Genomic DNA, 24,735 nt, shown 5'->3' with positions numbered 1-24,735 from the left:
AGTTTTCTGCAACGATCCGGATGGTTTTCTCGCCGAGGCTCTGTATGAGGAAGAGGCATGAACCATGACGCCTACGACAATGCCTATATCGCCGGGATCCTCAATTCGGTGAAGACCATCGCCATGGTCGGCGCGTCCGCCAACGATGTGCGGCCGAGCTATTTCGTGCTGAAATACCTGCTGGGCAAGGGCTTTTCGGTGTTCCCGATCAATCCCGGCCAGGCCGGCAAGGAAATCCTTGGCCGGATGACCTATGCCAGGCTCGCCGATGTTCCCGAGCCGATCGACATGGTGGACGTGTTTCGCGGCTCGGCGGCGGTGCCGGGCGTTGTCGACGAGGTCTTGCGGCTCGATCCGTTGCCGAACGTCATCTGGATGCAGCTTGGCGTGCGCCATGACGAGGCAGCCGCACGCGCCGAGGCCGCCGGCATCAAGGTGGTGATGAACCGCTGCCCCAAGATCGAATATGGCAAGCTGTCGGGCGAAATCGGCTGGACCGGCGTCAACTCAGGCGTGCTGTCGTCGAGGAAGCCGCTGATGCGGCCGGGATTCCAGAGTTTTGGCGTCCGCCGGAAGTAGGTGGTGAATGGTGTGAACGGTGAATAGTGAATAGTGAATAGTGAATAGAAAGATTTTTCGGGAAGGCGGCCACAGCGGCATATGAGCCGCTTGCAATCAGGATGGGGCTGGCCGACCTTGCCTTCACCATTCACCATTCACCATTCACCATTCACCATTCACCATTCACCACTCAGCATTCAGCATTCAGGGGAGGTAATCCATGACCCGCACGCCCGGTTTCAACACGCTCGCCGTCCATGCCGGCGCCAAGCCCGATCCGGCGACCGGCGCGCGTGCCACGCCGATTTATCAGACGACCTCCTTTGTCTTCGATGATGCCGACCACGCCGCTTCGCTGTTCGGGCTAAAAGCCTTCGGCAACATCTACACCCGGATCATGAACCCGACGCAGGCGGTGCTGGAAGAGCGTATCGCGGCACTCGAAGGCGGCACCGCGGGTTTGGCCGTCGCGTCGGGCCATGCCGCGCAGGTGCTCGTGTTCCACAACCTGATGCAGCCCGGCGACAATTTCGTCGCCGCGACAAGGCTTTACGGCGGCTCGATCAACCAGTTCGGCCACGCCTTCAAGAATTTCGGCTGGCAGGTGCGCTGGGCCGACACCAACGACATCTCGACCTTCGAAAGCCAGATCGACGAAAGGACCAAGGCGATCTTCATCGAGAGCCTGGCCAATCCGGGCGGTGTCTTCGTCGACATCGAAAAGATCGGCGACATCGCCCGCAAGCATGGCCTGCCGCTGATCGTCGACAACACGCTGGCCTCGCCCTATCTGGTGCGGCCGATCGAGCATGGCGCCGACATCGTCGTGCATTCGCTGACCAAGTTCATCGGCGGCCACGGCAATTCGATCGGCGGCGCCATTGTCGACGGCGGTACCTTCGACTGGTCGAAATCCGGCAAATATCCGATGCTGTCTGAGCCGCGCCCCGAATATGGCGGCCTCGTCCTGCACGAAACATTTGGCAATTTCGCTTTCGCCATTGCCGCGCGCGTGCTCGGCCTGCGCGACATGGGCCCGGCGATCTCGCCCTTCAATGCGTTCTTGATCCTGACCGGCCTGGAAACCCTGCCGCTCAGGATGCAGCGCCATTGCGACAATGCGGTCACCGTCGCCGCGTGGCTGTCCAACCACCCAAAAATCGCCTGGGTGTCCTATCCCGGCCTGCCCAGCGACAACAACAATGCGCTGCAGAAGAAGTACTCGCCGCTTGGCGCCGGTGCCGTGTTCACCTTCGGCCTGAAGGGCGGCTATGCGGCGGGCATCAAATTCGTCGAGGCGCTCGAACTGTTCTCGCACCTCGCCAATGTCGGCGACACCAAGTCGCTGGTTATCCATCCGGCATCGACCACGCATCGGCAACTGTCCGACGAGCAGAAGGTCGCGGCCGGCGCTGGGCCGGATACGGTCAGGCTGTCGGTCGGCATCGAGGATGTCAACGACATCGTCGCCGATCTGGAACAGGCTCTCGCCAACGTCTGATCCCCGCTGGAAGGAGTTTCCATGACCGCGCCGAAGTTTCTCTCCGTCGATATTGAAAGCGTCGAGCCGGAACCTGGCGCGCCGGCGCCGGATCGCCTGATTTCAGGCGATCCAAAGTTCCGCACCTGGAATGTCGAGGAACGCGACGGTGGCCTCTATGCCGGCATCTGGGAGGCGACGCCGGGCAAATGGCGCATCGAATACGACGAGTGGGAGTTTTGCCACATCCTGTCGGGCGTTTCGGTGATTTCAGAGGAGGGCGGCGAGGCGCGCACCGTCAGGGCCGGCGACAGTTTCGTGCTCAGGCCAGGCTTTAAGGGAAGCTGGGAAGTGCTTGAAACGACACGCAAGGAGTATGTGATCAAGCTTTGATCATTGCCCGGTGTGCACGACGAGTCTTTCCAGCCCGTGGAAATGATAGGTGTCGCGAAAACGCTGCTGTTCGGCCAGATGCAGCCGCGGCAGCCGGTCGAACAAGGTTTTCAGCGATACCTGCAATTCGAGCCGGGCGAGCGGCGCGCCGATGCAGAAATGAATGCCGGCGCCGAACGAGACGTTCTTCTGGTCGGCGCGATCCGGCCTGAAGGCAAAGGGTTCGGCAAAGGCCGCCGGGTCGTGATTGGCCATGCCGAGCAGCAGGCCGATCGTCTCGCCCGGCCGCACGATGACACCGGGACCGACCTCGATCTCTTCATAGGCATAACGCGTGAACATGTGCAGCGGCGCGTCGAAGCGCAGGCATTCCTCGACCGTGGCGGTGGTCGTTTGCGGCGAGGTGAAGAAGCGGCGCGGGTCGCCGCCTTGCGCGAGAATCGCGCGCACCGCATTGCCGGTCTGGTGGACGGTCGCCTCGTGGCCGGCATTGAGCAGCAGGATGGCCGAGGACACCAGCTCGTCCTCAGAGAGTCTTTGGCCATCGTCTTGCGCCGAGATCAGCAGCGACAACAGATCGTCGCCGGGTTTTTTGCGCCGCTCGGCAACATGGCCGCGCAGGAAATCCGAAAAATCATGTGCTGCGCGATTGGCCGTCTCTTCCGTTTGGCGGGTGCGGCCGTGCATGTACATGGCGACCATCCGATGCGACCAGTCGAGGAGTTGCGGTCCCATCTCGACCGGCACGCCGAGCATCTCGGCAATGATGGTGATCGGCAAAGGCGATGCGAAGGCTGGCAGCAGGTCGACCTGGCCCGGTTCGAAACGGTCGATCAGCTCGTTGGCCAGTGCCTCGACGCGCGGCTTCAGCCGCTCGACCTGGCGCGAGACGAAGGCGCGGGTGACCAGCGTTCTGAGCCTGGTGTGAACGGGCGGTTCCAGCTCCAGCATCGAATTGGCCTCGATGCCGTCGAAGCTGCCGAGATGGCTGCGATCCTCGCCGACGGCGCTTCTGTCAGGGATGCCGGCCGGGTTGTGGCGGCCGAAGCGGCGGTCGCGCAGCAGCCGACTGACGTCGTCGAAGCCGCCAAAGCACCAGAAGCCGAACTCTTCCCAGAAGAAGACATTCGATGCGCCATGCATGAAGGCATAAGCCGCGTAGGGGTTCTGGAAGAAAGCCGCCTCGTGCGGATCGAGCCGCACATGGCGGGTGGCCGGATTGAAGGCCAGGTAAGTCGGTGGCACCAAATCGGTCATTGTGGATCATTAGCGCGGCTTGCCAGCTTGACGCCAGACCGTATGTTGGCGCCCGGTGATCCTTCGTGTTGGCCGGCCGGCGCGGCTGCGGAAAGACTGAGTTGATGAATGTGATCGTGGTTGGCGCAGGCATTGCGGGGCTGTCGACGGCCTGGTCGCTGGTCAAGGCCGGGCACCGGGTCTCGATCGTCGAGCAGGGACCGATTCCCAATCCGCTTGCCGCCTCGGGCGACCATCACCGCATCATCCGCCGCGCCTATGGCGCAGCCTCGGGTTATGGCCGGCTGATCACCGAAGCCTATGCGGCCTGGGACGAGATGTGGGCCGATCTCGGCGAGAACCATCTCGACCCGCGCGGCTTCATCTGCATTTCGCGCGAGCCGGGAGACGAAGCCGAGGAATATCGCGAGGGCATGGAAGCCGGGAACTACCCGATCGAACTGTTCGAGCCGGACGCCGCGGCCAAGCGCTGGCGCTTCCTGCAGCCCGGCTCGTTCCGCTACGCGTATTTTTCGCCGGAAGGTGGTGCGCTGCATTGTCGCAAGATTGCCTCCCGCCTCGCCGAATGGCTGCGGAGAATCGGCGCCAACGTCTACGAAAACAGCAAGGTGACGGAGGTCGACGCCGAGGCTGGCCGCCTCGTGCTTGAAAGCGGCGAGACGATGCAGGCCGACCGCATCGTCGTCACCGCTGGCGCCTGGGTGCTGAAACTGTTTCCGGAGCTGGGCGGCGACCTGAAGACCTGGCGCACCGCGCTCGCCTATGTCGACCCGCCGGCGGATCTGAAAGCGGCGTGGCATTCGGCCCCGGTCATCCTCGATGTCGGCGGCGCCGTCGACGGCTACGTGATCCCGCCGTCCGGCGGCGCCGGCATGAAATTCGGCTCAGGGCTGCACAGGGTGCCGACCAGCGATGCCGACTGGAACCGCCAGCCGGTGGCGGGCGAGGGCGAGGCGATCCGCGACCTGTTTTCGCCGCCGATCGCCCGTGTCGAAGAATACAAGGTCACCGAGGTCGTCACCTGTGCCTACACTTTCACCGCCGACGAAAAGTTCCTGGCGCATGAGAAGGGCAAATGCCTTGTCGTCTCGGCCTGCTCCGGCCACGGCTACAAGTTCGGCGCGGCGGTCGGCAGGCGTGTCGCAGCGACCGTCGGCAATGGCGATGTCGGCGGCTTGAAAGCGTGGCTGCGGGCGGAAGCCTAGAACCGGCAGTGCCGCGGAATTCGCACCTGCCGCCAGCGTGACGAGCCCTCACGGACCAGAACCCGGCGCGCCACTGTCTGGTAGGTGGCGGGAAAATTGACGATCCGCCGCTGCTCCGGCTGCACCAGAACCTCCTCGGCGACGCTCTCGTACTCGGCGGGACTGAGGACGCGCCGCTGGCGCTCAGGCTGCACCACCACGGTCTCGGCCACCCGTTGATAGCGCGCCTTGTGCCTGACCTTGCACAGCACCTTGCGGCCGTTGATGACGCGCCATTCCCAGGAGTAGCCGCCATCGACCTTCACCGTGCGGTAGATGGTGCGGGTGATGGCAGGCACGATCTCGTAGCTGACACGCGCCGGCGCGATCTGCACCACCCGCTCGCGCGTCCCGTAGATCGCCGGAACGGATTCCACCTGCTGACCGGCCGGGCTGACGAGCACGTTTTCGTAGACCGTCTCGTAGACGGCCGGCCTGTTGACCTGCTCGTAGCATTCGACGGCGCGCCCGCCGGCAGCCGTTTCGGACACCATGCCGAGGACGGCGAGGCTGGCGATGGCCGAGGAAGCAGTTTTCCCGATCATTGCACTCCCCCCAGTTTGAACTTTCCACGCAAGCTCAACGTTGAATTGTAGGGGAAGCCGTGTCCCGGGAAAGCGGTTTCGGCGCATTTCGTTAAGCGACGCGGTTAAGAAAGTGCTACTCGGCAGCGCAGCCACACCGCTTCAACAGCAGCCGGCGCAGCTTCGGGCGAATTCTGTGCAGAAAGCTTGATTCGACTTAACCGGATGGCTAGGAGGGGCGGCCTTGCGCTAGGGTGAGCCGACATCCTATTTACAGGGTAACGATCCAGAACCGATTCTGCCCGACTTGCTCATCTCCCGGCGCCGGAATCCCATCTTCAATAAGGGATAGTCCATGAAGAACCCCGTCGAAACCTACATGAACCTCGTTCCGATGGTGGTCGAGCAGACCAATCGCGGCGAGCGGGCCTACGACATTTTCTCGCGCCTCCTGAAAGAGCGCATCATTTTCATCACCGGTCCGGTCGAAGACGGCATGGCGACGCTGGTCTGCGCGCAGCTCCTGTTCCTCGAAGCCGAGAATCCGAAGAAGGAAATCAACCTCTACATCAATTCGCCCGGCGGCGTCGTCACCTCGGGCATGGCGATCTACGACACCATGCAGTTCATCAAGCCGGCGGTGGCGACGCTGTGCATCGGCCAGGCCGCCTCGATGGGCTCGCTGCTTCTCACCGCCGGCGAAAAGGGCATGCGCTTCGCCACGCCGAACGCCCGCATCATGGTCCACCAGCCTTCCGGTGGTTTTCAGGGCCAGGCTTCCGACATCGAGCGCCACGCCCAGGACATCATCAAGCTGAAGCGCCGCCTCAACGAGGTCTATGTCAAGCACACCGGCAAAAGCTACGACGAGATCGAAAGGACGCTCGACCGCGACCATTTCATGACCTCCGACGAGGCCAGGGATTTCGGCCTCATCGACAAGGTCATTTCGTCGCGTGAGCCGATCGAGGGTCTTGCCACATAAGCCCGGTGGCAGCTGGATGGTGCGAAAACACGCTTTTGATGCCGCTCGCGGCATTTCGGCCACAATTGGCTGTTCCCTCGACGGGAGCGATTGCCTACGTTAAGCCTATGTTGATTTTCGACGGCTTAGCTTTGTGCGGGGTTGATGCGAATCATTGCGACGTTTTCTGATATGTGTTTCGTATGGAATGCGTTGCGGGAGCCGGACTACTGGCGGCGGCGATTTCCCGCGATAGATTGAGTTATGCGCCCTTTCAACCAGACCATCGGCGGGCGGCTATGAAAGGACATGAAAATGAGCAAGGTCGGCAACAGCGGCGGTGATTCCAAGAACACGCTTTATTGCTCGTTTTGCGGCAAAAGCCAGCACGAAGTGCGCAAGCTGATCGCCGGCCCGACGGTGTTCATCTGCGACGAATGCGTCGAGCTCTGCATGGACATCATCCGCGAGGAGAACAAGACCTCGATGGTGAAGTCACGCGAGGGCGTGCCGACCCCGCAGGAGATCCTCAAGGTTCTCGACGACTACGTCATCGGCCAGCCCTACGCCAAGCGTGTGCTGTCGGTGGCCGTCCACAACCACTACAAGCGCCTCGCGCATGCCGGCAAGAACAACGACGTCGAACTGGCGAAGTCCAACATTTTGCTGATCGGCCCGACCGGCTGCGGCAAGACGCTGCTCGCGCAGACGTTGGCCCGCATCATCGACGTGCCGTTCACCATGGCCGATGCGACGACGCTGACCGAGGCCGGCTATGTCGGCGAGGACGTCGAGAACATCATCCTCAAGCTGTTGCAGTCGGCCGACTACAATGTCGAGCGCGCCCAGCGCGGCATCGTCTACATCGACGAGATCGACAAGATTTCGCGCAAGTCGGACAATCCCTCGATCACCCGTGACGTGTCGGGCGAGGGCGTCCAGCAGGCGCTGTTGAAGATCATGGAAGGCACGGTCGCTTCCGTACCGCCGCAGGGCGGCAGGAAGCATCCGCAGCAGGAATTCCTCCAGGTCGACACCGCCAACATCCTGTTCATCTGCGGTGGCGCCTTCGCCGGGCTGGACAAGATCATCTCGGATCGCGGCCGCAAGACCTCGATCGGCTTCGGCGCCACCGTCGCGTCGCCCGAGGATCGCCGCACCGGCGACGTTTTCCGTCTGGTCGAGCCGGAAGATCTGTTGAAGTTCGGCCTCATTCCCGAGTTCGTCGGCCGTCTGCCGGTCCTGGCAACGCTGGAGGACCTCGACGAGCCGGCGCTGATCCAGATCCTGACCGAGCCGAAGAACGCGCTGGTCAAGCAATACCAGCGGCTGTTCGAGATGGAGAATGTCGACCTGACCTTCCACGAGAATGCGCTGTCGGCGATCGCCAAGCGCGCCATCGAGCGCAAGACCGGCGCGCGCGGCCTGCGCTCGATAATGGAAGCGATCCTGCTCGACACGATGTTCGAGTTGCCGGCGCTGGAAGGCGTGCGCGAAGTGGTGATTTCGGAAGAGGTGGTGTCCGGCAACGCCAGGCCGCTCTACATCTATTCCGAGCAGAAGGAAAAGAAGGGCAACGTCAGCGCCTGACGTCAGTCCTGTAGTGGAATTCTTCAAACGGCGCCGCAAGGCGCCGTTTTGCCGTTTGCGGATGGGCAGGCTATGATGAACGGATTATGACGGATTGGATGAACGGTTTCGTGTCGACCCTTGATCTTTGCCCCGCGTGCCTCCAACTAACGGGGGAAGGCCGTGGCGCCGAATTCTGTGCTGTAAAACTCCCGTCACAAACGGTGGTAGGCGGAACCATCCCCGGTCGTTAATATGAGAATCGCGGTTGGCCGATTGGCAGTCGCGACATGAAAGGTTGGACAATGGCCAAAATATCCAAGGCTCCCAGCGACGGCGTCTACGCAGTCCTCCCACTGCGCGACATCGTGGTGTTCCCTCACATGATCGTTCCGCTCTTTGTCGGGCGTGAAAAGTCGATCAAGGCGCTGGAAGAGGTGATGGGTCAGGAAAAGCAGATCCTGCTTGCGACCCAGATGAATGCCGCCGATGACGATCCCGAGTCCGATGCGATCTTCGACATCGGCACGCTCGCCAATGTGCTGCAGTTGCTGAAGCTGCCGGACGGCACCGTCAAGGTGCTGGTCGAAGGCGCCTCGCGCGCGAAAATCGTTTCGTTCACCGACCGTCCCGACTTCCACGAGGCCCGCGCCGCGGCGCTGGTCGAACCGGATGAGGAAGAGGTCGAGGTCGAGGCGCTGGCCCGTTCCGTCGTCACCGACTTCGAGAACTACGTCAAGCTGAACAAGAAGATCTCGCCCGAAGTGGTCGGTGCCGCCAGCCAGATCGACGACTATTCCAAGCTCGCCGATACAGTCGCCTCGCATCTCGCCATCAAGATCCCCGAGAAGCAGGAGATGCTGGCCACGCTTTCGGTCAAGGAGCGGCTGGAAAAGGCGATGGGCTTCATGGAAGCCGAAATCTCCGTCCTGCAGGTCGAGAAGCGCATCCGCTCGCGCGTCAAGCGCCAGATGGAGAAGACGCAGCGCGAATACTACCTCAACGAGCAGATGAAGGCGATCCAGAAGGAGCTCGGCGAGGGCGAGGACGGCCGCGACGAGGCCGCCGAGATCGAGGCGCGCATCAAGAAGACCAAGCTCTCCAAGGAGGCCCGCGAAAAGGCGGAAGCCGAACTGAAGAAGCTGCGGACGATGTCGCCGATGTCGGCTGAATCGACCGTCGTGCGCAACTATCTCGACTGGATCCTGTCGATACCGTGGGGCAAGAACTCCAAGGTCAAGCAGGATCTGGCTTTCGCGCAGAACGTGCTCGACACCGACCATTTCGGCCTCGACAAGGTCAAGGACCGCATCGTCGAATATCTCGCCGTGCAGAGCCGCCAGAAGAAGCTGAAGGGGCCGATCCTGTGCCTCGTCGGACCTCCCGGCGTCGGCAAGACCTCGCTCGGCAAGTCGATCGCCAAGGCGACCGGCCGCGAGTTCATCCGCATGGCGCTGGGCGGCGTGCGCGACGAGGCCGAGATCCGCGGTCACCGGCGCACCTATATCGGCTCGATGCCCGGCAAGGTCATCCAGTCGATGAAGAAGGCGAAGAAGTCCAACCCGCTCTTCCTGCTCGACGAGATCGACAAGATGGGCCAGGATTTCCGCGGCGATCCGTCGTCGGCGTTGCTCGAGGTGCTCGATCCCGAGCAGAACTCGACGTTCATGGACCATTATCTCGAGGTCGAATACGACCTGTCGAGCGTGATGTTCGTGACGACGGCGAACACGCTGAACATCCCTGCGCCCTTGATGGACCGCATGGAGATCATCCGTATCGCCGGCTACACCGAGGACGAGAAGATCGAGATCGCCAAGCGCCACCTGATGCCGAAGGTGATCCGCGATCACGCGCTGCAGCCGAAGGAGTTCTCCGTCGGCGAGGACGCGATCCGCGGCATCATCCAGACCTACACCCGTGAAGCGGGCGTCAGGAGCCTGGAGCGCGAGCTGATGAAGCTCGGCCGTAAGGCGGTGACCGAGATCCTGAAGACGAAGAAGAAGACGGTCGACATCACGGCGGACAATCTCGCCGATTACCTTGGTGTTCCGCGCTTCCGCTTCGGCCAGGTCGAGGCCGACGATCAGGTCGGCGTCGTCACCGGGCTCGCCTGGACGGAAGTCGGCGGCGAGCTGCTGACGATCGAAGGCGTCATGATGCCCGGCAAGGGCCGCATGACGGTGACCGGCAATCTGCGCGACGTGATGAAGGAATCGATCTCGGCGGCGGCCTCCTACGTCCGCTCGCGGGCTCTCGATTTCGGCGTCGAGCCGCCGCTGTTCGACAAGCGCGACATCCACGTCCACGTGCCCGAAGGCGCAACGCCCAAGGACGGACCGTCGGCGGGCGTGGCGATGGCGACGGCGATCGTCTCGGTGCTGACCGGCATCCCAGTCAGGGCCGACGTGGCAATGACCGGCGAGATCACGCTGCGCGGCAGAGTGCTGCCGATCGGCGGGCTCAAGGAGAAGCTGCTTGCAGCACTGCGCGGCGGCATCAAGAAGGTGCTGATCCCGGAAGACAACGCCAAGGATCTGGCGGAGATTCCGGACAACGTGAAGAACGGTATGGAGATCGTTCCGGTCGGGCGGGTCGGTGAAGTCTTGCGCCATGCGCTTGTGCGTATGCCGGAGGCGATCGAGTGGGTCGAGCCGGTCAATGCGCCGGCTGCGGTGGATGCCGGAGACGACGCCAGCAAGTCGCTTGCTCATTAGCACGTGCTAAAGTTGCAATGCACAACGGAGAGCCGGGCCTAGAGCCCGGCTCTTTCATGTGAAAAACCCCGGAATTCCGGGGTTTTTTCGACTCTTTTGACGCTTTTCGACTTGGTTGCGGAAGCGCTTCTTTCTAAAGTCCGTTTCCTGCCGGATGAGTCGTACGTTCCGGTTTCTCATGGAAGGGAATTTTTATGAACAAGAACGAACTGGTGTCCGCTGTCGCCGACGCCGCGAGTATTTCGAAGGGTGACGCGCAGTCGGCGGTCGATGCGGTGTTCTCCGTCATCACCGGCGAACTGAAGAAGGGCGGCGATGTCCGGCTTGTCGGCTTCGGAAATTTCACCGTGTCAAAACGCGCTGCCTCGACCGGCCGCAATCCGCAGACCGGCGCCGAAGTGCAGATCCCGGCGCGCACCGTGCCGAAGTTTTCGGCCGGCAAGGGCCTCAAGGACGCAGTCAACTAAGCGCCTTCGTACCCTTTTCAGAGACCAGAAAAGCCGGGCATGCCCGGCTTTTCTTTCGCGCCCACTTTGGCGGGCTCTATGCCGTCGGTGCATCGGCGCGCATCAGCCCTTCCTGCTTGAGATCGGCCCAGAGTGCCGATGGCAGCTTAGCGTCGAGCAGCGACCGGTTGCTTTCGACCTCGCTCGGCCGCTGGCCGCCGGGGATCACCGACACGACCGAAGGGTGCAGCAGCGGAAATTGCAGTGCCGCCTCGATCAGGCGCACGCCGTGGCGTTTGCAGACGGCCTGGATGCGCGCGACGCGATCGAGGATGTCCTGCGGCGCCTCGGTATAATCGTAATAGGCGCCGGGCTTCGGACCGGTTGCCAGGATGCCGGAATTATACGGCCCGCCGAGAACGATGCCGATGCCGCGCTTCTGGCATAGCGGCAGGAAGGATTGCAGCGCCTCCTGCTCCAGCAGCGTATAGCGCCCGGCAAGCAGGAACAGGTCGAAGTCGCCGCGCTCGGCAAGCGTCTGGGCAACCTGCCATTCGTTGATGCCGCCGCCGAACGCCTTGATGACCCCCTGGTCACGCAGGGACAGCAGCCCGTAATAGCCCGAGCGCATGAACTCCTCGATGCGCTGGTCCGCGGCCTGCTTGCTGCCATGCGTGAAGACGTCGACGTCATGCACGAAAAGGATGTCGATGCGGTCGACGCCGAGGCGTTCCAGCGAGGCTTCGAAGGAGCGCATGACCCCGTCATAGCTGTAGTCGTAGACCTCGCGGCGCGACGGCGTGTCGAAGAACTTGCCCATGCCGGTGCGCTGGTCCGGCGGGCAGGCGCGCATGATGCGGCCGACCTTGCTCGACAGCACATAGTCGTCGCGCTTTTTCGAGCGCAGGAACGGATTGAGCCGCGTTTCCGACAGGCCAAGCCCGTAGAGCGGCGCGGTGTCGTAGTAGCGGCAGCCGACCCGCCATGCGGCCTCCAGAGTGGCGTTGGCATCCTCATCGGAGACGGCGCGATAAAGATTGCCGAGCGGCGCCGTGCCGAAGCCGAGTTCCGTGAAACTGATGCCGCCATTGCCGATGCGGTCGAAATGCCGTGTCTTCATACGCTGCCGTTTCCTTATTTGCGTATAGTGCATTGAGCGCGGCTCTTCCTTCTCCCCTTGTCGGAGAAGGTGGCCGCGCAGCGGCCGGATGAGGGGTGTTCCAGGGAACGCCACGCCTCATTTCTTTCAGCACCCCTCATCCGTCTCGGCGCTGCGCGCCGATCCACCTTCTCCCACAAGGGGAGAAGGGAAGAAGCAACCGCTACTTCACCGCGCCTGCGGTCATGCCCATGATGAGGTAGCGCTCCAGCGCGATGCCGATGACGGCGAGCGGCGTTATCGCGGCGGTGGCGAGTGCCGCCATCGACCACCAGTTGATACCCTGCGAGCCGGTCTGGCTCGCCACCATGACGGGAATGGTTTTTGCGTCGGTCGAGGTCAGCAGTGCGGCGAAGAAATACTCGTTCCAGCACAGCACCATCGCCAGGATGAAGGCTGCGACCATGCCCGGCAGCGCGATCGGCATGACGATGCGGAAGAAGGCGCCCCAGATCGACAGGCCGTCGACGAGGGCTGCTTCCTCCAGTTCGACCGGGATCGAATTGAACTGGTCGCGCATGATCCAGATGACGATCGGCAGCACCATCAGCGTGTAGAGCAGGATCAGCCCGATGCGCGTGTCGAGCATGCCGACTTCCCGGTACAGCACGAGAAAGGGCAGGGCGAGCACCACCGGCGGCAGGATCAACTGCGACAGGAAGAAGAAGGAGATGTCCTCGTTCTTGAACCAGGCGAAGTGATAGCGGAAGCGGGTGAGGCCGTAGGCGGCGAGGCTGCCAATGACGATGGCGAGGCTCGATGCGCCGACCGAGGTGATGACCGAATTCATGAAGCGCTTGATGAACTCGTCGCGCACCGTCGAGGTCCGGAAGATCGCATCCGGCGACAGGCCGAGCGAGCGCCAGCCCTTCCAGTCCGGCTGGAAGTCGACGAACGGGATGAGATGGCCCTGGGTGACGTCGACCGCGGTCTTGAACGAGGTGGTTATCGTCCAGTAGATCGGGAACAGGCAGATGAAGGCCCAGAACACCAGTGCGCCATAGATGAAGACGCGGTTGGCGAAAAAGCTCGCCGGCGAGCGGATTTCGGAAGCGGCATAGTCGGTGGTCTGAACGCTCATCTGGCCGCCTGTCAGTTGACGTTGCGCACGAAGCGATTGGCGAATTTCAACAGCCACGTCACGAACACGATGATGATGATGAGGTAGGCCATCGCCAGCATGGTGCCGTAGCCGACATTCGAGCGGTCGCGATACTCGCGGTAGATGAAGCTCGACACGGAATCGGTCGCGCCGCCCGGGCCGCCCGAGGTGACGGTGATGATGATGTCGGCAAGCTTCAACTTGAAGATGATGCGCAGGATGATCGCCGTCACCGATACCGGCAGCATCAGCGGAAACGTGACCTGCCAGAAGGTCTGCCAGGCATTGGCGCCGTCGACCCTGGCCGCCTCAAGCACCTCGCGTGACATCGCCTGAAGGCCGGCGAGCAGCATGATCATCATGAACGGGATGAACGTCCAGGCATCCAGTACCATGATCGAGATGCGGGCGGTGATCGGGTTTGAGAAGAAGGCGGGGTTTTCCCAGCCGAGCTGGCGCGCCAGCGCCGCGGCCGGCCCGAAGCGGTATTCCATCAGCGACTTGCCGATCATCCACGACACCGCGACCGGCGACAGCATCAACGGCATCAGGAAGACGACACGGAAGAATTTGCGCGCGCGGATTTGTGCGTTGAGCAGCAAAGCGAGGCCAAATGCGATGACGTATTCGACCAGCACCGCCAGCACATAGAGTACCATGTTGAACAGCGCGTTGCGGTAATAGGGATCGGCCAGCATCTGCCAGAAATTGTCGAGCCCGTTGAACTTGCGGCCGGAGAAGGAACTGAGGTTCCAGTCGGTCAGCGCAATGTAGAAGCCGAACAGCGTCGGGAAGATCACCATGGCGATGGTGAACAGCAGCGCCGGCAGCAGGAACAGCGCGCGCTGGCCGTCTTCGCCGCGCGTCAGCACCTGGCCGATGCCGAGCGCAACACCCCACAGCACATAGGCATAGACGACCGGCCGCCAGGTCTCGAAGCCGATCGTGTTGACCTCTGTCTTGTAAAGGATCTGGATTGCGATCACTGCCAGCAGGCCGAACGTCGCAACGGCCATCAACGCCCGGCCGAGCCGCTTGCGGCCCGGCGATATCAGATCGGATGGAGCGGCGTTTGCCGGCCACGCACTGGTGGGCAAGGTCTCGTCAGCCACGCGTCTCGTCCGTTCACTGAAAGCTGCTATGACCGGCTGGCCGGTCAACTGTTATGACCGGCTGGCCGGTAAAGGCTGTTATGACCGGCTGGCCGGTCAAACTGGTCCGGCGGCTTTGCGTCGCCGGACCACGGTCCCTAGAATCTCAGCCTACATACCAAGCGAGGCCTTGTAGAGCTTGATCTGGTTTTCGCGGCCGATCTGGTCGGTCAGCTTCTCCCAGGCGGCTGCAATGGCGTCGGCGCCTTCCTGCGCCGTCATCTTGCCGGCAAATGTATTGGCCAGGATGTCCTCGGCGGCGCTGTAATATTGGAAGATGCCGGGGATACGCGGCTCGATCGCGGCGTTCGGATGGTTGTAGCTGTCGGCCTCCGATTTCAGATACGAGGTGATGAAAGCCTCGTCGTAACCGGCCGCCACCCATTCCGGAATGTCGAAATGCGAGTTGCGGTAGGGTTGGAAGCCGGACGGATATGCTGCGCACCAGAGCGACAGGTCCTTGCCGCCGAGATGGGCAGCGGCAGACCAGGCCGCCTTCTTCTTCTTTTCGTCGCTGTCGACCCTTGCCATGACGTAGACGCCCCAGCCGAGATAGGCGCAGTTCGGCGAATAATTCGGGCCGCTGGCGAGCTTGTCCCACTGGCCGGTCTTGGAATTGTAGACGTCATCCGAGCCGGGCAGGATCGAGAAGCCGGTGACGTCGCCGACAACAGAACTGTCGTTGGTCTTGACGTTGGAGCCGACGTCGCCCCACCAGGTGACCATCGAACCGGTGCCGGCCAGGAACTGCTGGAAGGCGGTGGTGTTCGGGTCGGCGTTGATCTGGTCGGCAGGCTCGGACGGCAGCGCGTCGATCACGTCCTGGATCGCCCGCACCCAGGCCGGATTGTTGATGCGCGGCTTCATCGTATCGGCATCGAACAGCCAGGCCTTGTCGTCGGGATGCTTGGCATAGGCGCTGGCGCGGCTGCCGAGGAAATAGAAGCCGAAGCCGCCCCACGCCTTGGGCGCGTCGAGATAGCCAAAAACGTCCTGGCCCTGGAACTGCTTGCCCTTGAGGAATTTTGTCACCGCCTGCACCTGCTGCCAGGTCTTCGGCACGCCCCATTCACCGCCACCGCCGCCGTCCTTCCACGCCTTGGCGAGGTCGGCATCGGCAAACACGTCGGTGCGGTAGTTGAAGTTGTGCGCGTCGCCATCGACGGTCACGCGGTACTGCTTGCCGTCCCAGGTGCCGACCGGTGGCTGCAGATAGGCCACGACGTCCTTCATGTCGATCTGGTCCTTGACCCAGTCCGGCATTTCGGACGTGAGACCCTTGCCGCAGACGTCGCCTTCGAACGGCGCGCCCATCTCGATGATGTCGAAATCGACGGTGCCGGTGGCGATCGACTGCTGCAGGCGGGCGTTGTAGTCCGCCTGCGCCAGGTCGATCCAGTTGATCTTGGCGCCGGTATAGGTCTCCCACGGCTTCAGGAAGCCGCGAAACAGCACATTGTGCAGGTTCTGGTTGTTGAGCCCCATGAAGGTGAGCTGGACGCCGGCGAATTCGCCTTCCTTGACGCTGGCCTTGGTCGCCTCCAGGCAAAGCTCGCCGACCTGCTGGAAGTCGGCATCGGTCGGCTGGCCCTTGCCGACACCGGGGATCTGCAGGATCTGCGCGCGCAATTCGCTTGCCGCGGAAGCCGGGCGCGTCAGCGCGCCAAGCCCGGCGCCGGATGCCGCTGCGACGGCGGCGATGCTGGCCGCGCCCTTGAGGACATCGCGGCGCGTGGCACCCGCGCACATGAATTGGTTGTAAAGGCTGACTTTCATTTCGTTCCTCCCAGAATCTCTATGGTGATTGTTCGGGTGTTTGGAGCGCTGGAAATGTTCCCCAACAACAGCGGCTCCCAGAAATAGCGGCCCAAGTCCTCCGCAACGCTTCGATTTCCGTGGTCCGGACCAGCGTGCCGGCGCGCCCGGAACAGGGTCAAAACCCGAGCCCTTTCACTATTCTCACAACCAGGTGCCGTGTCAAACGCGAACAGAGTTTTTTATCTATAAAAGACTGACTTGCCCTCGCTGTTTGCGTTGTTTAGCTTCACCGCAACGAAAGGGGGGCCAATGGCTCAAGTCGCGATCAGCAATGTGGCCAAGGCGTTCGGAACCGTCAAGGTCCTGCACGGTGTCAGCGTCGACATCGCCGACGGGCAGTTCGTGGTGCTGGTCGGTCCTTCGGGGTGCGGCAAGTCCACGCTGCTCAGGATGGTGGCGGGGCTGGAGACCGTTTCCGGCGGAACGATCGCCATCGGCGACCGTGTCGTCAACCATCTGCCGCCGGCCAAGCGCGACATCGCCATGGTGTTCCAGAATTACGCGCTCTATCCGCACAAGACGGTCGAGCAGAACATGGCCTTTGCGCTGAAACTGCGCAAGACCGATCCGGCCGATGTCGCCGAGCGGGTCAAGCGCGCCGCCGATATCCTCGACCTCAATCCCTATCTCAAGCGCTATCCGCGCCAGCTCTCGGGCGGCCAGCGCCAGCGCGTCGCCATGGGCCGCGCCATCGTGCGCAACCCCCAGGTGTTTTTGTTCGACGAGCCGCTGTCTAACCTCGACGCCAAGCTGCGCGTCCAGATGCGCACCGAGATCAAGGAACTGCACCAGCGGCTGAAGACCACCACCATCTATGTCACGCACGACCAGATCGAGGCGATGACCATGGCCGACAAGATCGTCGTGATGCGCGACGGCCGCATCGAGCAGGTCGGCGCGCCGCTGGAACTGTTCGACCGGCCGACCAATCTGTTCGTCGCCGGCTTCATCGGCTCGCCGTCGATGAACCTGCTCAAGGGCGTGGTGCGCAAGGGCGACAAGCCCATCGTCGAGATCGCCGGGACGCCGTTCCCGATGGCTGCGAGCAGCAAGGTGGAGGACGGGCGCAACGTCGTCTACGGCGTCCGGCCCGAGCATCTCGAAATCCACCCCGACGGCGTGCCGGCGAAGATTTCCGTCGTCGAGCCGACCGGTTCCGAAACGCTGGTGTTTCTGCGTTTCGGCGAGGGCGAGATGGTGGCGCTGTTCCGTGAGCGCCACGACTTCAAGCCGGGCGACACGCTGCATCTGAAACCGCGGCTCGACCAGGTCCATCTCTTCGACGCAGAGACCGGCAATCGTCTCTAAAACACTTTGAATTGCGCATGATCTTGTCCGAAAACCGACAACGCTTCGGGATCATGCGCCAGGCTTGGCATCAAAAAAGCCCGTTCGGGAGGGAACTATGCTCAAAGGGATCAATCCGCTGCTCAATGCCGACGTGCTTCAGGCGTTGCGGGCAATGGGCCATGGCGACGATCTGATCATCGCCGACACCAACTTCCCCTCCGATTCGGTGGCCCGCCAGACCGTGCTCGGCCGGCTGTTGCGCATCGATGCACCGGCGGCTGACGTGGTCAAGGCGGTGCTGTCGCTCTATCCGCTGGACACTTTCGTCGACGATGCCGCGGCCCGCATGGAGATCGTCGGCAAGCCGGACGAGATTCCCGCCGTGCAGCAAGAAGTGCAAGGCGAGATCGATGCTGCGGAGGGCAAGGCCTGGCCGATGATTTCGGTCGAGCGCTACGCCTTCTACGAACGTGCCAAAAAGGCCTATTGCGTCATCCAGACCGGCGAGCGCCGCTTCTATGGCTGTTTTGCCTTCCGCAAGGGCGTCGTTCCTCCCGACGCGGAGTAGCGAGATGCCAGGCAAGCCTGTGGTCATCAAGCCTGTCGTCATATTGGGCGTCTTCGTCGCCGACACTGCCTACCGCGCCGCCCGCCAGCCGCGCATGGGCGAGACGATCCTCGGTACGTCCTTCACCCTCGGCCCGGGCGGCAAAGGCTCCAACCAGGCGGTCGCGGCCGGCCGTCTCGGCGCCGACGTCACCTTTCTGACGCGCCTTGGCGTCGATCCCTTTGCCGATATGGCCAGGCAAACCTGGACGCAGGCCGGGGTGAAGAGCGCTGTCATCGACACGCCGGAGAGTTATACGGGTGCGGCCTATATCTTCGTCGAGGAGACGAGCGGCAACAACGCCATCATCGTCAGTCCGGGTGCGGCCATGCTGATTTCGCCCGACGACATCGAGGCTAACGCCGGCCTGATCCGCTCGGCCGGCGTTTTCGTAACCCAGCTCGAGCAGCCGATCGAGGCGGCGATGCGGGCGCTGGAGATCGCGCGCGGGGCAGGGGTGACGACCATCCTCAACCCGGCGCCCGCGGCAAGCCTGCCCGAGCGCATCTACACGCGCTGCGACTATGTCACGCCCAACGAGACCGAGGTCGAGGAACTGACCGGCATCAAGGTGTCGTCCATCGACGACGCCCGCCGCGCCGCCGATCGTTTGCTCGAAAGAGGCGCCGGCGCGGTTATCGTGACGCTCGGCGAGCAGGGCGCGCTGCTGCACACGGCCAGCCGATCTGAGCATGTCGGCGCGATCAATGCCGGTCCCGTGGCCGAGACAACCGGCGCCGGCGACGCCTTCAATGGCGGCCTGGCCGCAGCACTTGCGAGAGGCGTGGACCCGCTGCAAGCGGTCCGCTTCGCCTGCGCCGTCGCCGGCATCTCGGTCACCCGTCCGGGCACGGCGCCGTCGATGCCGACGCTGCAAGAGGTCGAGGCATTGCTCGCCAGGGGTTGATCTCCCCCCTTAAGGGGGGAGATGGCCGGCAGGCCAGAGGGGATCGTCTCACGTCGAGCGCCAACCTCCACTGTCGCAAGAGAGAAGGCCGCCCCCAGTCGAACCGGCCCCCCCTCTGCCCTGCCGGGCATCTCCCCCTCAAGGGGGGAGATTGGCCTTCATCACTGATTTCGCCAACTACCAGCCTTGCAAAGAGGACGTTGTCCGCGAAGCTGCTAATCTCCCCCCTTGAGGGGGAGATGGCCGGCAGGCCAGATGGGATCGTCTCACGTCGAGCGCCAACCTCCACTGTCGCAAGAGAGAAGGCCGCCCCCAGTCGAACCGCCCCCCCTCTGCCCTGCCGGGCATCTCCCCCTCAAGGGGGGAGATTGGCCTTCATCACTGATTTCGCCAACTACCAGCCTTGCAAAGAGGACGTTATCCGCGAAGCTGCTAATCTCCCCCCTTGAGGGGGAGATGGCCGGCAGGCCAGAGGGGGGTCGTCTCACGTCGAGCGCCAACCTCCACTGTCGCAAGAGAGAAGGCCGCGCCCAGTCGAACCGACTCCCTCTGTCTGCCGGACATCTCCCCCTCAAGGGGCCCTCAAGGGGGAGATTGGCCGTCATCTCCGACCACGGTGACATATTAGCCACAGTGAATATGAATCGCCAAACCCGTCTTGCGTCTTTGGCATAGGTGTCCCGTAATGGGTCACTGGGTCTGGCGCCGCAATTGCACGGTCAGCGAAGCCGGGGGGCAATCTTGACCTGGCAATCGAGGGGGTATTGGGGGACCCGCCGCTTCGCAAATGAAGCGGCGGGCTCTTTCATGGCACCCATCACAAGCCGCCGACGGTGTTTTGCAATGCTCGCGGAGGCGCTCTAGCCGCGAACGCCGGTCAATTCGCGGACCTCCGCCCGCAGTGCCTGCAATTCCGCCAGGATCATCGCCTGGTCGCTGTGCAGCGTCGCCCTGTCGGCCGATTCCACGGCTTCATGCTCGGCCTCCATCGCCGAAACGATCACGCCGATGAACAAGTTGAGCACGGTGAACGAGGTCGCGATGATGAACGGGATGAAGAACAGCCAGGCGGCCGGATAGACCGCCATGACCGGGCGCACCACGCCGTCCGACCAGCCCTCGAGGGTCATGACCTGGAAAAGCGTGAACAGCGACGCCGGTATGCCGCCGAACAGTTCGGGAAACGACGCGCCGTAGAGCTTCGTCGCCATCACCGCAAAGACGTAGAACACCAGCCCGAGCAACAGCATGATCGAGCCCATGCCGGGCAGGGCGGTGATGAAGCCGGTGACGACACGGCGCAGCGAAGGAACGATGCTGATCAGGCGCAGCACCCGCAGGATCCGCAGCGCCCGCAGCACCGAGAGCGAACCGGTCGTGGGGATCAGCGCGAAACCGACGACGAAGAGGTCGAAGATGCGCCATGGATCGCGGAAGAAACGCGTCCGGTAGACGACCAGCCGGATCGCGAGTTCGAGCACGAAGACGCCGAGGATCGCGCGGTCGATGGCCGTTAGCAGCGGGCCAAAGGCAGCAATCGCGTCGGGCGAGGTTTCGAGGCCGAGCGTGACGGCGTTGATCAGGATCAGGACCATGATCGCGAGGTCGAAGCGGCGCGATTCGATCAGCGATTTCAGGGCATCCAAGGCTTCTTCTCCGTTAGAGCATCGGACCCGAAAATGGGAACCGGGCATGGAAACTCCAATGCTCAAACGCATATGGCCGGCTTGTGGCGCACCGGATACAAAAAGTCGAAACAGCCGAAGAATGCTGCGGCTAAGCTACTGATCCCCCTTGAGGGGGAGATGGCCGGCAGGCCAGAGGGGGTCGCCGCGCGTCGAGCACCAACCTCCACTGTCGCAAGAGAGAAGGCCGCGCCCCGTCGAACCGACCCCCTCTGCCCTGCCGGGCATCTCCCCCTCAAGGGGGGAGATTGACCGTTATCGCCGCTTTCACCAATCACTAGCGTTGAAACGCGCCAGGAACCATGCGGCGAGCAGCGGGTTTGGCTTGGATGCCGACACGTTCGGTCCACCCATTCTCCAAGGAGAACACGATGACATCAGCAAGCAAGACCACAGCAATTGCCGCGGCGTTGGCTATGCTGGCTTCGCCGGCGATATCCCAGACGAGCTCGCCTGCGCCCGCCGCACCTGCGCAGGGTTCACAGCCGTCGCCAGGCGGGCCAACCGAAGACTCCATGCGGCAAACGATGCGTGAGATGATGACCGAGATGCTGGAGGAGAGAATGCAGGAGCATCGCCGCCCGCGAGCAGAGCGGCGAGGTGACGACCGTTGGCATCGCGATTTCCGAAGGCATGACCGGCGCCATATGGGAGGCGGGATGATGCATGGTGCGCGGATGCGAATGATGTTCGCGATAGTCGACGCCGACGGCGATGGTGCGCTTTCTCAAACCGAGGTTCAGGATTTTGTCGAGCGGATATTCAGCGCCGTCGACGAGGACGGCGACGACAGCATCGACAGGGAGGAAATTCGATCCTTCTTCCACGGAGGCGCCGACGGAACGGGCGAATAAATCACTGCAAATCTTGCGCGTTCCTGGACGAGAATTCGGGAAAGGGAATTCGGAAATGGCTGGTCTCGTTGGCAAGTTTGCCGGGAAAGCCCCGGCGCCTCGCAAGGGCATGGCTAGTCCCAGACTGAGTGAGAAAGCCTTCAAGGCGAGGTACAAGCAGCAATTCGTCGACCCGGCGTTCGAACCGCTCGCCCAGTCGATTGAGCAAATCGCTTCGATCGCCTGGCAGGCTTATGCGGATTCCCGCAAGAGCCCGATCACGAGGAAAGCCGGTCCTGCGTTCAGCGACCCCGACTACGATCTGTCCGTCGATTGGATTGCGGCGCACGAAGCCGTGCTGCAGGCGCAGCGTCGGTACGAGGATCTAACGGTGCCGCCGCGTCTGTTGATCATCAACGGGTCGTCGCGCAGCGAGCACACCTGTCCCGGCGAGATGTCGAAGAGTTTCCGGCTCGCCGAAATCGCCCGTGAGACCATCGACAAGGAAACGAAACTTGCAGTCGAAATTCTCGATCTGTCGCGGCTTGCTTCCGAATACGGGAGGAACATCCATCCGTGCAAGGCGTGCTTTTCGACGGCCGCTCCGCTCTGCCATTGGCCCTGTTCCTGCTATCCCAACCATTCGCTTGGGCAAGTTCAGGACTGGATGAACGAAATCTACCCGATGTGGGTCGCCGCCCATGGCGTCATGATCATCTCGCCGGTGAATTGGTATCAGGTTTCCTCGCCTGTCAAACTGATGATGGACAGGCTTGTCTGCGCTGACGGTGGCAATCCAGACCCCTCGCTGACACAAGGCAAGGATGCGGCAAAGGCAAAGCAGGTAGAACTGGCCGGGTGGGACTATCCGCGTCATCTGGCAGGCAGGCTGTTTTCTGTGATCGTGCACGGCGATGTCGAAGGTGCGGAGAATGTGCGGCATTCCATCGCCGACTGGCTGCGCTTCATGAAGTTGTCGCCGGCCGGCCCGAGCGCCGAGCTCGACCGCTACATCGGTTACTGGAAGCCGTACGCCACAAGCCATGAGGAACTCGATGCCGACGAGACAATCCAGGAAGAGGTCCGCAACGCCGCCCGCGCGCTCGCCGAAGCCGTCGTCGAACGTCGGGCGGGCCGTTTCCGTCAGATCGGCATCGGCCTGGAAGACCCGAGGCAAAAATAGGAACACTAGAACGGCGATCCGCAAGCGGTGATGGGCCAGATCGAACGGATCTCTAAAAATCGGACCAAACGCTAGATTTATCGGGTGCCAGGGTCGACCCGAATATCTGAATTGCCGGTCCGGCATTCAGAGTTTTTTTCATTTCCAATCAGCTAAGTGATTGAAAATGGCGCGAGTGACGGGGCTCGAACCCGCGACCTCCGGCGTGACAGGCCGGCACTCTAACCAACTGAGCTACACCCGCGCAAGACGAGCACGGTCAGCCGTGTTCGTCGTTGGGGCGGTGGATAAGGCGTAAGCCACCGGGTGTCAAGCGGAGCGCGACAGCATAACAGCAAACAGCAGAAGGTTTTTTGACAAGCCGGATTTTGCCGCCGAAAACGACCAGCGGCGAGGCCGTTGCGCGCTCATTTGGCCTTGCGAACCCCGTCCTAACTGCTTAAAGGTCCGCCCCGGAGCGGGCGATTAGCTCAGTTGGTAGAGCGCTTCGTTTACACCGAAGATGTCGGCGGTTCGAGCCCGTCATCGCCCACCAAATTTCTTAAGGAAATTCACATAGGTTGCCGACGGACAGAATCCAAACGAGCGGGTCGTCGCCGTAAGAGCCGGACAGACCGTCCTCATACTGTTCCGTCGCGGTGAAACTCAAAGGTCCCCTTCCATCGGGATATCCGCCCGACAGAGGACTTTGGAGGCATCCACGCGGTCGGCGGCAATGAAGCGGACGTTGTAGGTCTTCCCTTTCCCCTTCTTGATCTCAAGCCAGCACTGGGCTTGCGGGCACTCCATGCTGTACTCGCCGACATAGGGGTCGCGGCCGGCGGCGTGGATCGTCGCAAGGCCTGCCGACATGGAAAAGAGAACGGCAGCCGCCGAGAGTTTCCAGCGGCGCATGTCAGTAAACCTTTGCCGTATTGACGAAGGCTAGACAGCCCGATGCGCCAATCCGAATTCTAGGAACAACGCTGGCTTGCGCGCTCACTTTGTTGAGTGCTATCGAAGCCAGATGCTTAATCGGATTTGGATTTTCGGACGTGGCCGGACGACAGTCTTGCGCAAGCACGTTAATCGGTGCCTGAAGGACTTTTGCTCACCGCTGGGGGCAAAAACGGTTCTCAATGTCGGCGCGAAGCCAAACCACAGAGACAAGGAAGGCCGAGTTTACGAAGACTATTTCCCCGGCGCGGATTTCAGAACCTTGGACTTGGCCCCGCATGATGACCCCCGCCATATCCACGGGGACTTAATGAATCTTCCGGCAGATGCCGGAACCTACGATTTGGTAATCGCGAACTCGGTCATCGAACACATCGACAGGCCGTGGGTTGCCGCTCCAAACATAACCGGCCTCGTTCGGCCGGGCGGCCACCTTTTCATCGCTATGCCCTGGTTCTACCCTGTTCATGAAGGCCCGTATTTTGGCGACCATTGGCGGGCCACCCCTTCCGGGATGCGCTTTCTTTTTGAGGACATGAAAGAGATCAGGCACGACTTTTCGCCATCCAGTATCCTAGCGGTTTGGGACCGTAAGAAATATTGGAATGAGACGAACAGCACATCTGCCGGCTTTTGCATGCTGATGAGGCGGGAATAGCTTGTCTAGGAGACCTACAGTCAGTCTCTTCGCCAAAATTCGACGCGGGTATAAATTTCAATCTCGGAATAGCCTGCCGCCGCACCCAAACCATCCGTTCCTCAGGTGCTGGTGCAACGGTGTTCCACCCTATAAGCCTTTCCAGCCACGACGGGACACGCACCCATGCTTGTAACGGTAATGCCAGCGCCATTGCCGGCGTAGCCCGCAGTCCCGACTGCCGCCACGGCCCCGTCTGTAACGTTGTAAAG

Annotated in this window: 22 protein-coding genes and 2 tRNA genes; 15 read left to right on the top strand and 9 right to left on the bottom strand. The window is 62.2% G+C overall.

Translation table 11 applies throughout. The features are described 5' to 3' along the window. The first annotated feature begins 57 nt into the window (after window positions 1-57). The 3 genes from BLT09_RS06630 (at window position 58) to BLT09_RS06620 (ending at window position 2,434) form a co-directional block, all read left to right on the top strand. A complete protein-coding gene (locus BLT09_RS06630; protein ID WP_091591489.1) occupies window positions 58-579 on the top strand; it encodes a CoA-binding protein in 522 nt (173 codons plus the stop codon). 202 nt (window positions 580-781) lie between these two features. Continuing rightward, entirely contained in the window at window positions 782-2,062 is a 1,281-nt protein-coding gene (locus BLT09_RS06625) for an O-acetylhomoserine aminocarboxypropyltransferase (protein ID WP_091591487.1), read from the top strand. A 21-nt stretch (window positions 2,063-2,083) separates the two neighbouring features. Beyond that, window positions 2,084-2,434, top strand: coding sequence for a cupin domain-containing protein (locus BLT09_RS06620; protein ID WP_091591484.1), 351 nt, complete (start codon window positions 2,084-2,086; stop codon window positions 2,432-2,434). Here the strand turns inward: BLT09_RS06620 and BLT09_RS06615 are convergent, their stop codons facing one another. Further along, window positions 2,435-3,691, bottom strand: a complete 1,257-nt coding sequence (locus BLT09_RS06615) for a cytochrome P450 (RefSeq protein WP_091591483.1) — start codon at window positions 3,689-3,691, stop codon at window positions 2,435-2,437. A 104-nt stretch (window positions 3,692-3,795) separates the two neighbouring features. Here BLT09_RS06615 and BLT09_RS06610 point away from each other — a divergent pair, with 104 nt between their 5' ends. After that, window positions 3,796-4,896 (top strand): NAD(P)/FAD-dependent oxidoreductase, encoded by a 1,101-nt coding sequence (locus BLT09_RS06610; protein WP_091591845.1) that lies wholly within the window; start codon window positions 3,796-3,798, stop codon window positions 4,894-4,896. Here BLT09_RS06610 and BLT09_RS06605 read toward each other — a convergent pair. Further along, window positions 4,893-5,480: a hypothetical protein gene (locus BLT09_RS06605; RefSeq protein ID WP_091591481.1), complete on the bottom strand. Its 588-nt coding sequence runs from the start codon at window positions 5,478-5,480 to the stop codon at window positions 4,893-4,895. The genes BLT09_RS06610 and BLT09_RS06605 overlap by 4 nt on opposite strands. A gap of 334 nt (window positions 5,481-5,814) precedes the next feature. Between BLT09_RS06605 and clpP the strand changes: the two genes are divergently transcribed. From clpP to BLT09_RS06585, 4 genes are all read left to right on the top strand, one after another. Continuing rightward, window positions 5,815-6,444 carry an ATP-dependent Clp endopeptidase proteolytic subunit ClpP gene (clpP, locus tag BLT09_RS06600; protein WP_091591479.1) on the top strand — a complete coding sequence of 210 codons (630 nt, stop codon included), beginning with the start codon at window positions 5,815-5,817 and terminating at the stop codon, window positions 6,442-6,444. A 294-nt stretch (window positions 6,445-6,738) separates the two neighbouring features. Beyond that, a complete protein-coding gene (clpX, locus tag BLT09_RS06595; protein ID WP_027155315.1) occupies window positions 6,739-8,013 on the top strand; it encodes an ATP-dependent Clp protease ATP-binding subunit ClpX in 1,275 nt (424 codons plus the stop codon). A gap of 284 nt (window positions 8,014-8,297) precedes the next feature. Further along, on the top strand, window positions 8,298-10,709 hold the full coding sequence (lon, locus tag BLT09_RS06590) for an endopeptidase La (protein WP_091591478.1): 2,412 nt from the start codon (window positions 8,298-8,300) through the stop codon (window positions 10,707-10,709). Between the two features lie 194 nt (window positions 10,710-10,903). Then, a complete protein-coding gene (locus BLT09_RS06585; RefSeq protein ID WP_023798342.1) occupies window positions 10,904-11,176 on the top strand; it encodes an HU family DNA-binding protein in 273 nt (90 codons plus the stop codon). Between the two features lie 76 nt (window positions 11,177-11,252). On the opposite strand, the gene BLT09_RS06580 is transcribed toward BLT09_RS06585, so the two are convergent. The 4 genes from BLT09_RS06580 to BLT09_RS06565 form a co-directional block, all read right to left on the bottom strand. Beyond that, a complete protein-coding gene (locus BLT09_RS06580) occupies window positions 11,253-12,275 on the bottom strand; it encodes an aldo/keto reductase (RefSeq protein WP_091591476.1) in 1,023 nt (340 codons plus the stop codon). A gap of 202 nt (window positions 12,276-12,477) precedes the next feature. After that, window positions 12,478-13,395, bottom strand: coding sequence for a carbohydrate ABC transporter permease (locus BLT09_RS06575; RefSeq protein ID WP_027155318.1), 918 nt, complete (start codon window positions 13,393-13,395; stop codon window positions 12,478-12,480). A gap of 11 nt (window positions 13,396-13,406) precedes the next feature. Then, window positions 13,407-14,528, bottom strand: a complete 1,122-nt coding sequence (locus BLT09_RS06570; RefSeq protein ID WP_091591475.1) for a carbohydrate ABC transporter permease — start codon at window positions 14,526-14,528, stop codon at window positions 13,407-13,409. Between the two features lie 150 nt (window positions 14,529-14,678). Continuing rightward, window positions 14,679-16,343: an ABC transporter substrate-binding protein gene (locus BLT09_RS06565; protein WP_091591473.1), complete on the bottom strand. Its 1,665-nt coding sequence runs from the start codon at window positions 16,341-16,343 to the stop codon at window positions 14,679-14,681. A gap of 291 nt (window positions 16,344-16,634) precedes the next feature. On the opposite strand from BLT09_RS06565, the gene BLT09_RS06560 reads away from it, so the two are divergent. The 3 genes from BLT09_RS06560 (at window position 16,635) to rbsK (ending at window position 19,189) form a co-directional block, all read left to right on the top strand. Then, window positions 16,635-17,693 carry an ABC transporter ATP-binding protein gene (locus BLT09_RS06560; RefSeq protein WP_091591471.1) on the top strand — a complete coding sequence of 353 codons (1,059 nt, stop codon included), beginning with the start codon at window positions 16,635-16,637 and terminating at the stop codon, window positions 17,691-17,693. Window positions 17,694-17,790: 97 nt separating this feature from the next. Beyond that, entirely contained in the window at window positions 17,791-18,243 is a 453-nt protein-coding gene (locus BLT09_RS06555) for an RbsD/FucU family protein (RefSeq protein WP_023798333.1), read from the top strand. A 4-nt stretch (window positions 18,244-18,247) separates the two neighbouring features. Continuing rightward, entirely contained in the window at window positions 18,248-19,189 is a 942-nt protein-coding gene (gene rbsK / locus BLT09_RS06550; protein WP_091591470.1) for a ribokinase, read from the top strand. Window positions 19,190-20,049: 860 nt separating this feature from the next. Here the strand turns inward: rbsK and BLT09_RS06540 are convergent. Then, a complete protein-coding gene (locus BLT09_RS06540; protein ID WP_091591469.1) occupies window positions 20,050-20,835 on the bottom strand; it encodes an ion transporter in 786 nt (261 codons plus the stop codon). Between the two features lie 575 nt (window positions 20,836-21,410). Between BLT09_RS06540 and BLT09_RS34850 the strand changes: the two genes are divergently transcribed. Next, entirely contained in the window at window positions 21,411-21,728 is a 318-nt protein-coding gene (locus BLT09_RS34850) for an EF-hand domain-containing protein (protein ID WP_236473745.1), read from the top strand. A 55-nt stretch (window positions 21,729-21,783) separates the two neighbouring features. Continuing rightward, window positions 21,784-22,890, top strand: a complete 1,107-nt coding sequence (locus tag BLT09_RS06530) for a flavodoxin family protein (protein ID WP_167366349.1) — start codon at window positions 21,784-21,786, stop codon at window positions 22,888-22,890. A 167-nt stretch (window positions 22,891-23,057) separates the two neighbouring features. On the opposite strand, the gene BLT09_RS06525 is transcribed toward BLT09_RS06530, so the two are convergent. Then, window positions 23,058-23,134: transfer RNA gene (locus BLT09_RS06525), tRNA-Asp, on the bottom strand. Window positions 23,135-23,349: 215 nt separating this feature from the next. Here BLT09_RS06525 and BLT09_RS06520 point away from each other — a divergent pair. Further along, window positions 23,350-23,425 (top strand) — tRNA-Val (locus BLT09_RS06520). Between the two features lie 110 nt (window positions 23,426-23,535). Here the strand turns inward: BLT09_RS06520 and BLT09_RS06515 are convergent. Then, window positions 23,536-23,784: a hypothetical protein gene (locus tag BLT09_RS06515; protein ID WP_091591467.1), complete on the bottom strand. Its 249-nt coding sequence runs from the start codon at window positions 23,782-23,784 to the stop codon at window positions 23,536-23,538. Window positions 23,785-23,941: 157 nt separating this feature from the next. Between BLT09_RS06515 and BLT09_RS06510 the strand changes: the two genes are divergently transcribed. Further along, window positions 23,942-24,484, top strand: a complete 543-nt coding sequence (locus BLT09_RS06510) for a class I SAM-dependent methyltransferase (protein ID WP_167366348.1) — start codon at window positions 23,942-23,944, stop codon at window positions 24,482-24,484. Window positions 24,485-24,735 lie beyond the last annotated feature (251 nt).

It is taken from the genome of Mesorhizobium muleiense (assembly GCF_900099905.1).
In the GTDB taxonomy this organism is placed as follows: Bacteria; Pseudomonadota; Alphaproteobacteria; order Rhizobiales; family Rhizobiaceae; genus Mesorhizobium; species Mesorhizobium muleiense.
This window is presented reverse-complemented; position numbering and strand designations above follow the sequence as displayed.

Bases quoted from the DNA above. Each gene is read 5' to 3' on its own strand.
- BLT09_RS06530 (WP_167366349.1), top strand. From the start codon at position 21,784: ATGGCTGGTCTCGTTGGCAAGTTTGCCGGGAAAGCCCCGGCGCCTCGC.
- BLT09_RS06630 (WP_091591489.1), top strand. From the start codon at position 58: ATGAACCATGACGCCTACGACAATGCCTATATCGCCGGGATCCTCAAT.
- BLT09_RS06580 (WP_091591476.1), bottom strand. From the start codon at position 12,275: ATGAAGACACGGCATTTCGACCGCATCGGCAATGGCGGCATCAGTTTC.
- rbsK (WP_091591470.1), top strand. From the start codon at position 18,248: ATGCCAGGCAAGCCTGTGGTCATCAAGCCTGTCGTCATATTGGGCGTC.
- BLT09_RS06565 (WP_091591473.1), bottom strand. From the start codon at position 16,343: ATGAAAGTCAGCCTTTACAACCAATTCATGTGCGCGGGTGCCACGCGC.
- BLT09_RS34850 (WP_236473745.1), top strand. From the start codon at position 21,411: ATGATGACCGAGATGCTGGAGGAGAGAATGCAGGAGCATCGCCGCCCG.
- BLT09_RS06515 (WP_091591467.1), bottom strand. From the start codon at position 23,784: ATGCGCCGCTGGAAACTCTCGGCGGCTGCCGTTCTCTTTTCCATGTCG.
- BLT09_RS06575 (WP_027155318.1), bottom strand. From the start codon at position 13,395: ATGAGCGTTCAGACCACCGACTATGCCGCTTCCGAAATCCGCTCGCCG.
- BLT09_RS06555 (WP_023798333.1), top strand. From the start codon at position 17,791: ATGCTCAAAGGGATCAATCCGCTGCTCAATGCCGACGTGCTTCAGGCG.
- BLT09_RS06605 (WP_091591481.1), bottom strand. From the start codon at position 5,480: ATGATCGGGAAAACTGCTTCCTCGGCCATCGCCAGCCTCGCCGTCCTC.
- lon (WP_091591478.1), top strand. From the start codon at position 8,298: ATGGCCAAAATATCCAAGGCTCCCAGCGACGGCGTCTACGCAGTCCTC.
- BLT09_RS06620 (WP_091591484.1), top strand. From the start codon at position 2,084: ATGACCGCGCCGAAGTTTCTCTCCGTCGATATTGAAAGCGTCGAGCCG.
- clpX (WP_027155315.1), top strand. From the start codon at position 6,739: ATGAGCAAGGTCGGCAACAGCGGCGGTGATTCCAAGAACACGCTTTAT.
- BLT09_RS06585 (WP_023798342.1), top strand. From the start codon at position 10,904: ATGAACAAGAACGAACTGGTGTCCGCTGTCGCCGACGCCGCGAGTATT.
- BLT09_RS06625 (WP_091591487.1), top strand. From the start codon at position 782: ATGACCCGCACGCCCGGTTTCAACACGCTCGCCGTCCATGCCGGCGCC.
- clpP (WP_091591479.1), top strand. From the start codon at position 5,815: ATGAAGAACCCCGTCGAAACCTACATGAACCTCGTTCCGATGGTGGTC.
- BLT09_RS06615 (WP_091591483.1), bottom strand. From the start codon at position 3,691: ATGACCGATTTGGTGCCACCGACTTACCTGGCCTTCAATCCGGCCACC.
- BLT09_RS06560 (WP_091591471.1), top strand. From the start codon at position 16,635: ATGGCTCAAGTCGCGATCAGCAATGTGGCCAAGGCGTTCGGAACCGTC.
- BLT09_RS06610 (WP_091591845.1), top strand. From the start codon at position 3,796: ATGAATGTGATCGTGGTTGGCGCAGGCATTGCGGGGCTGTCGACGGCC.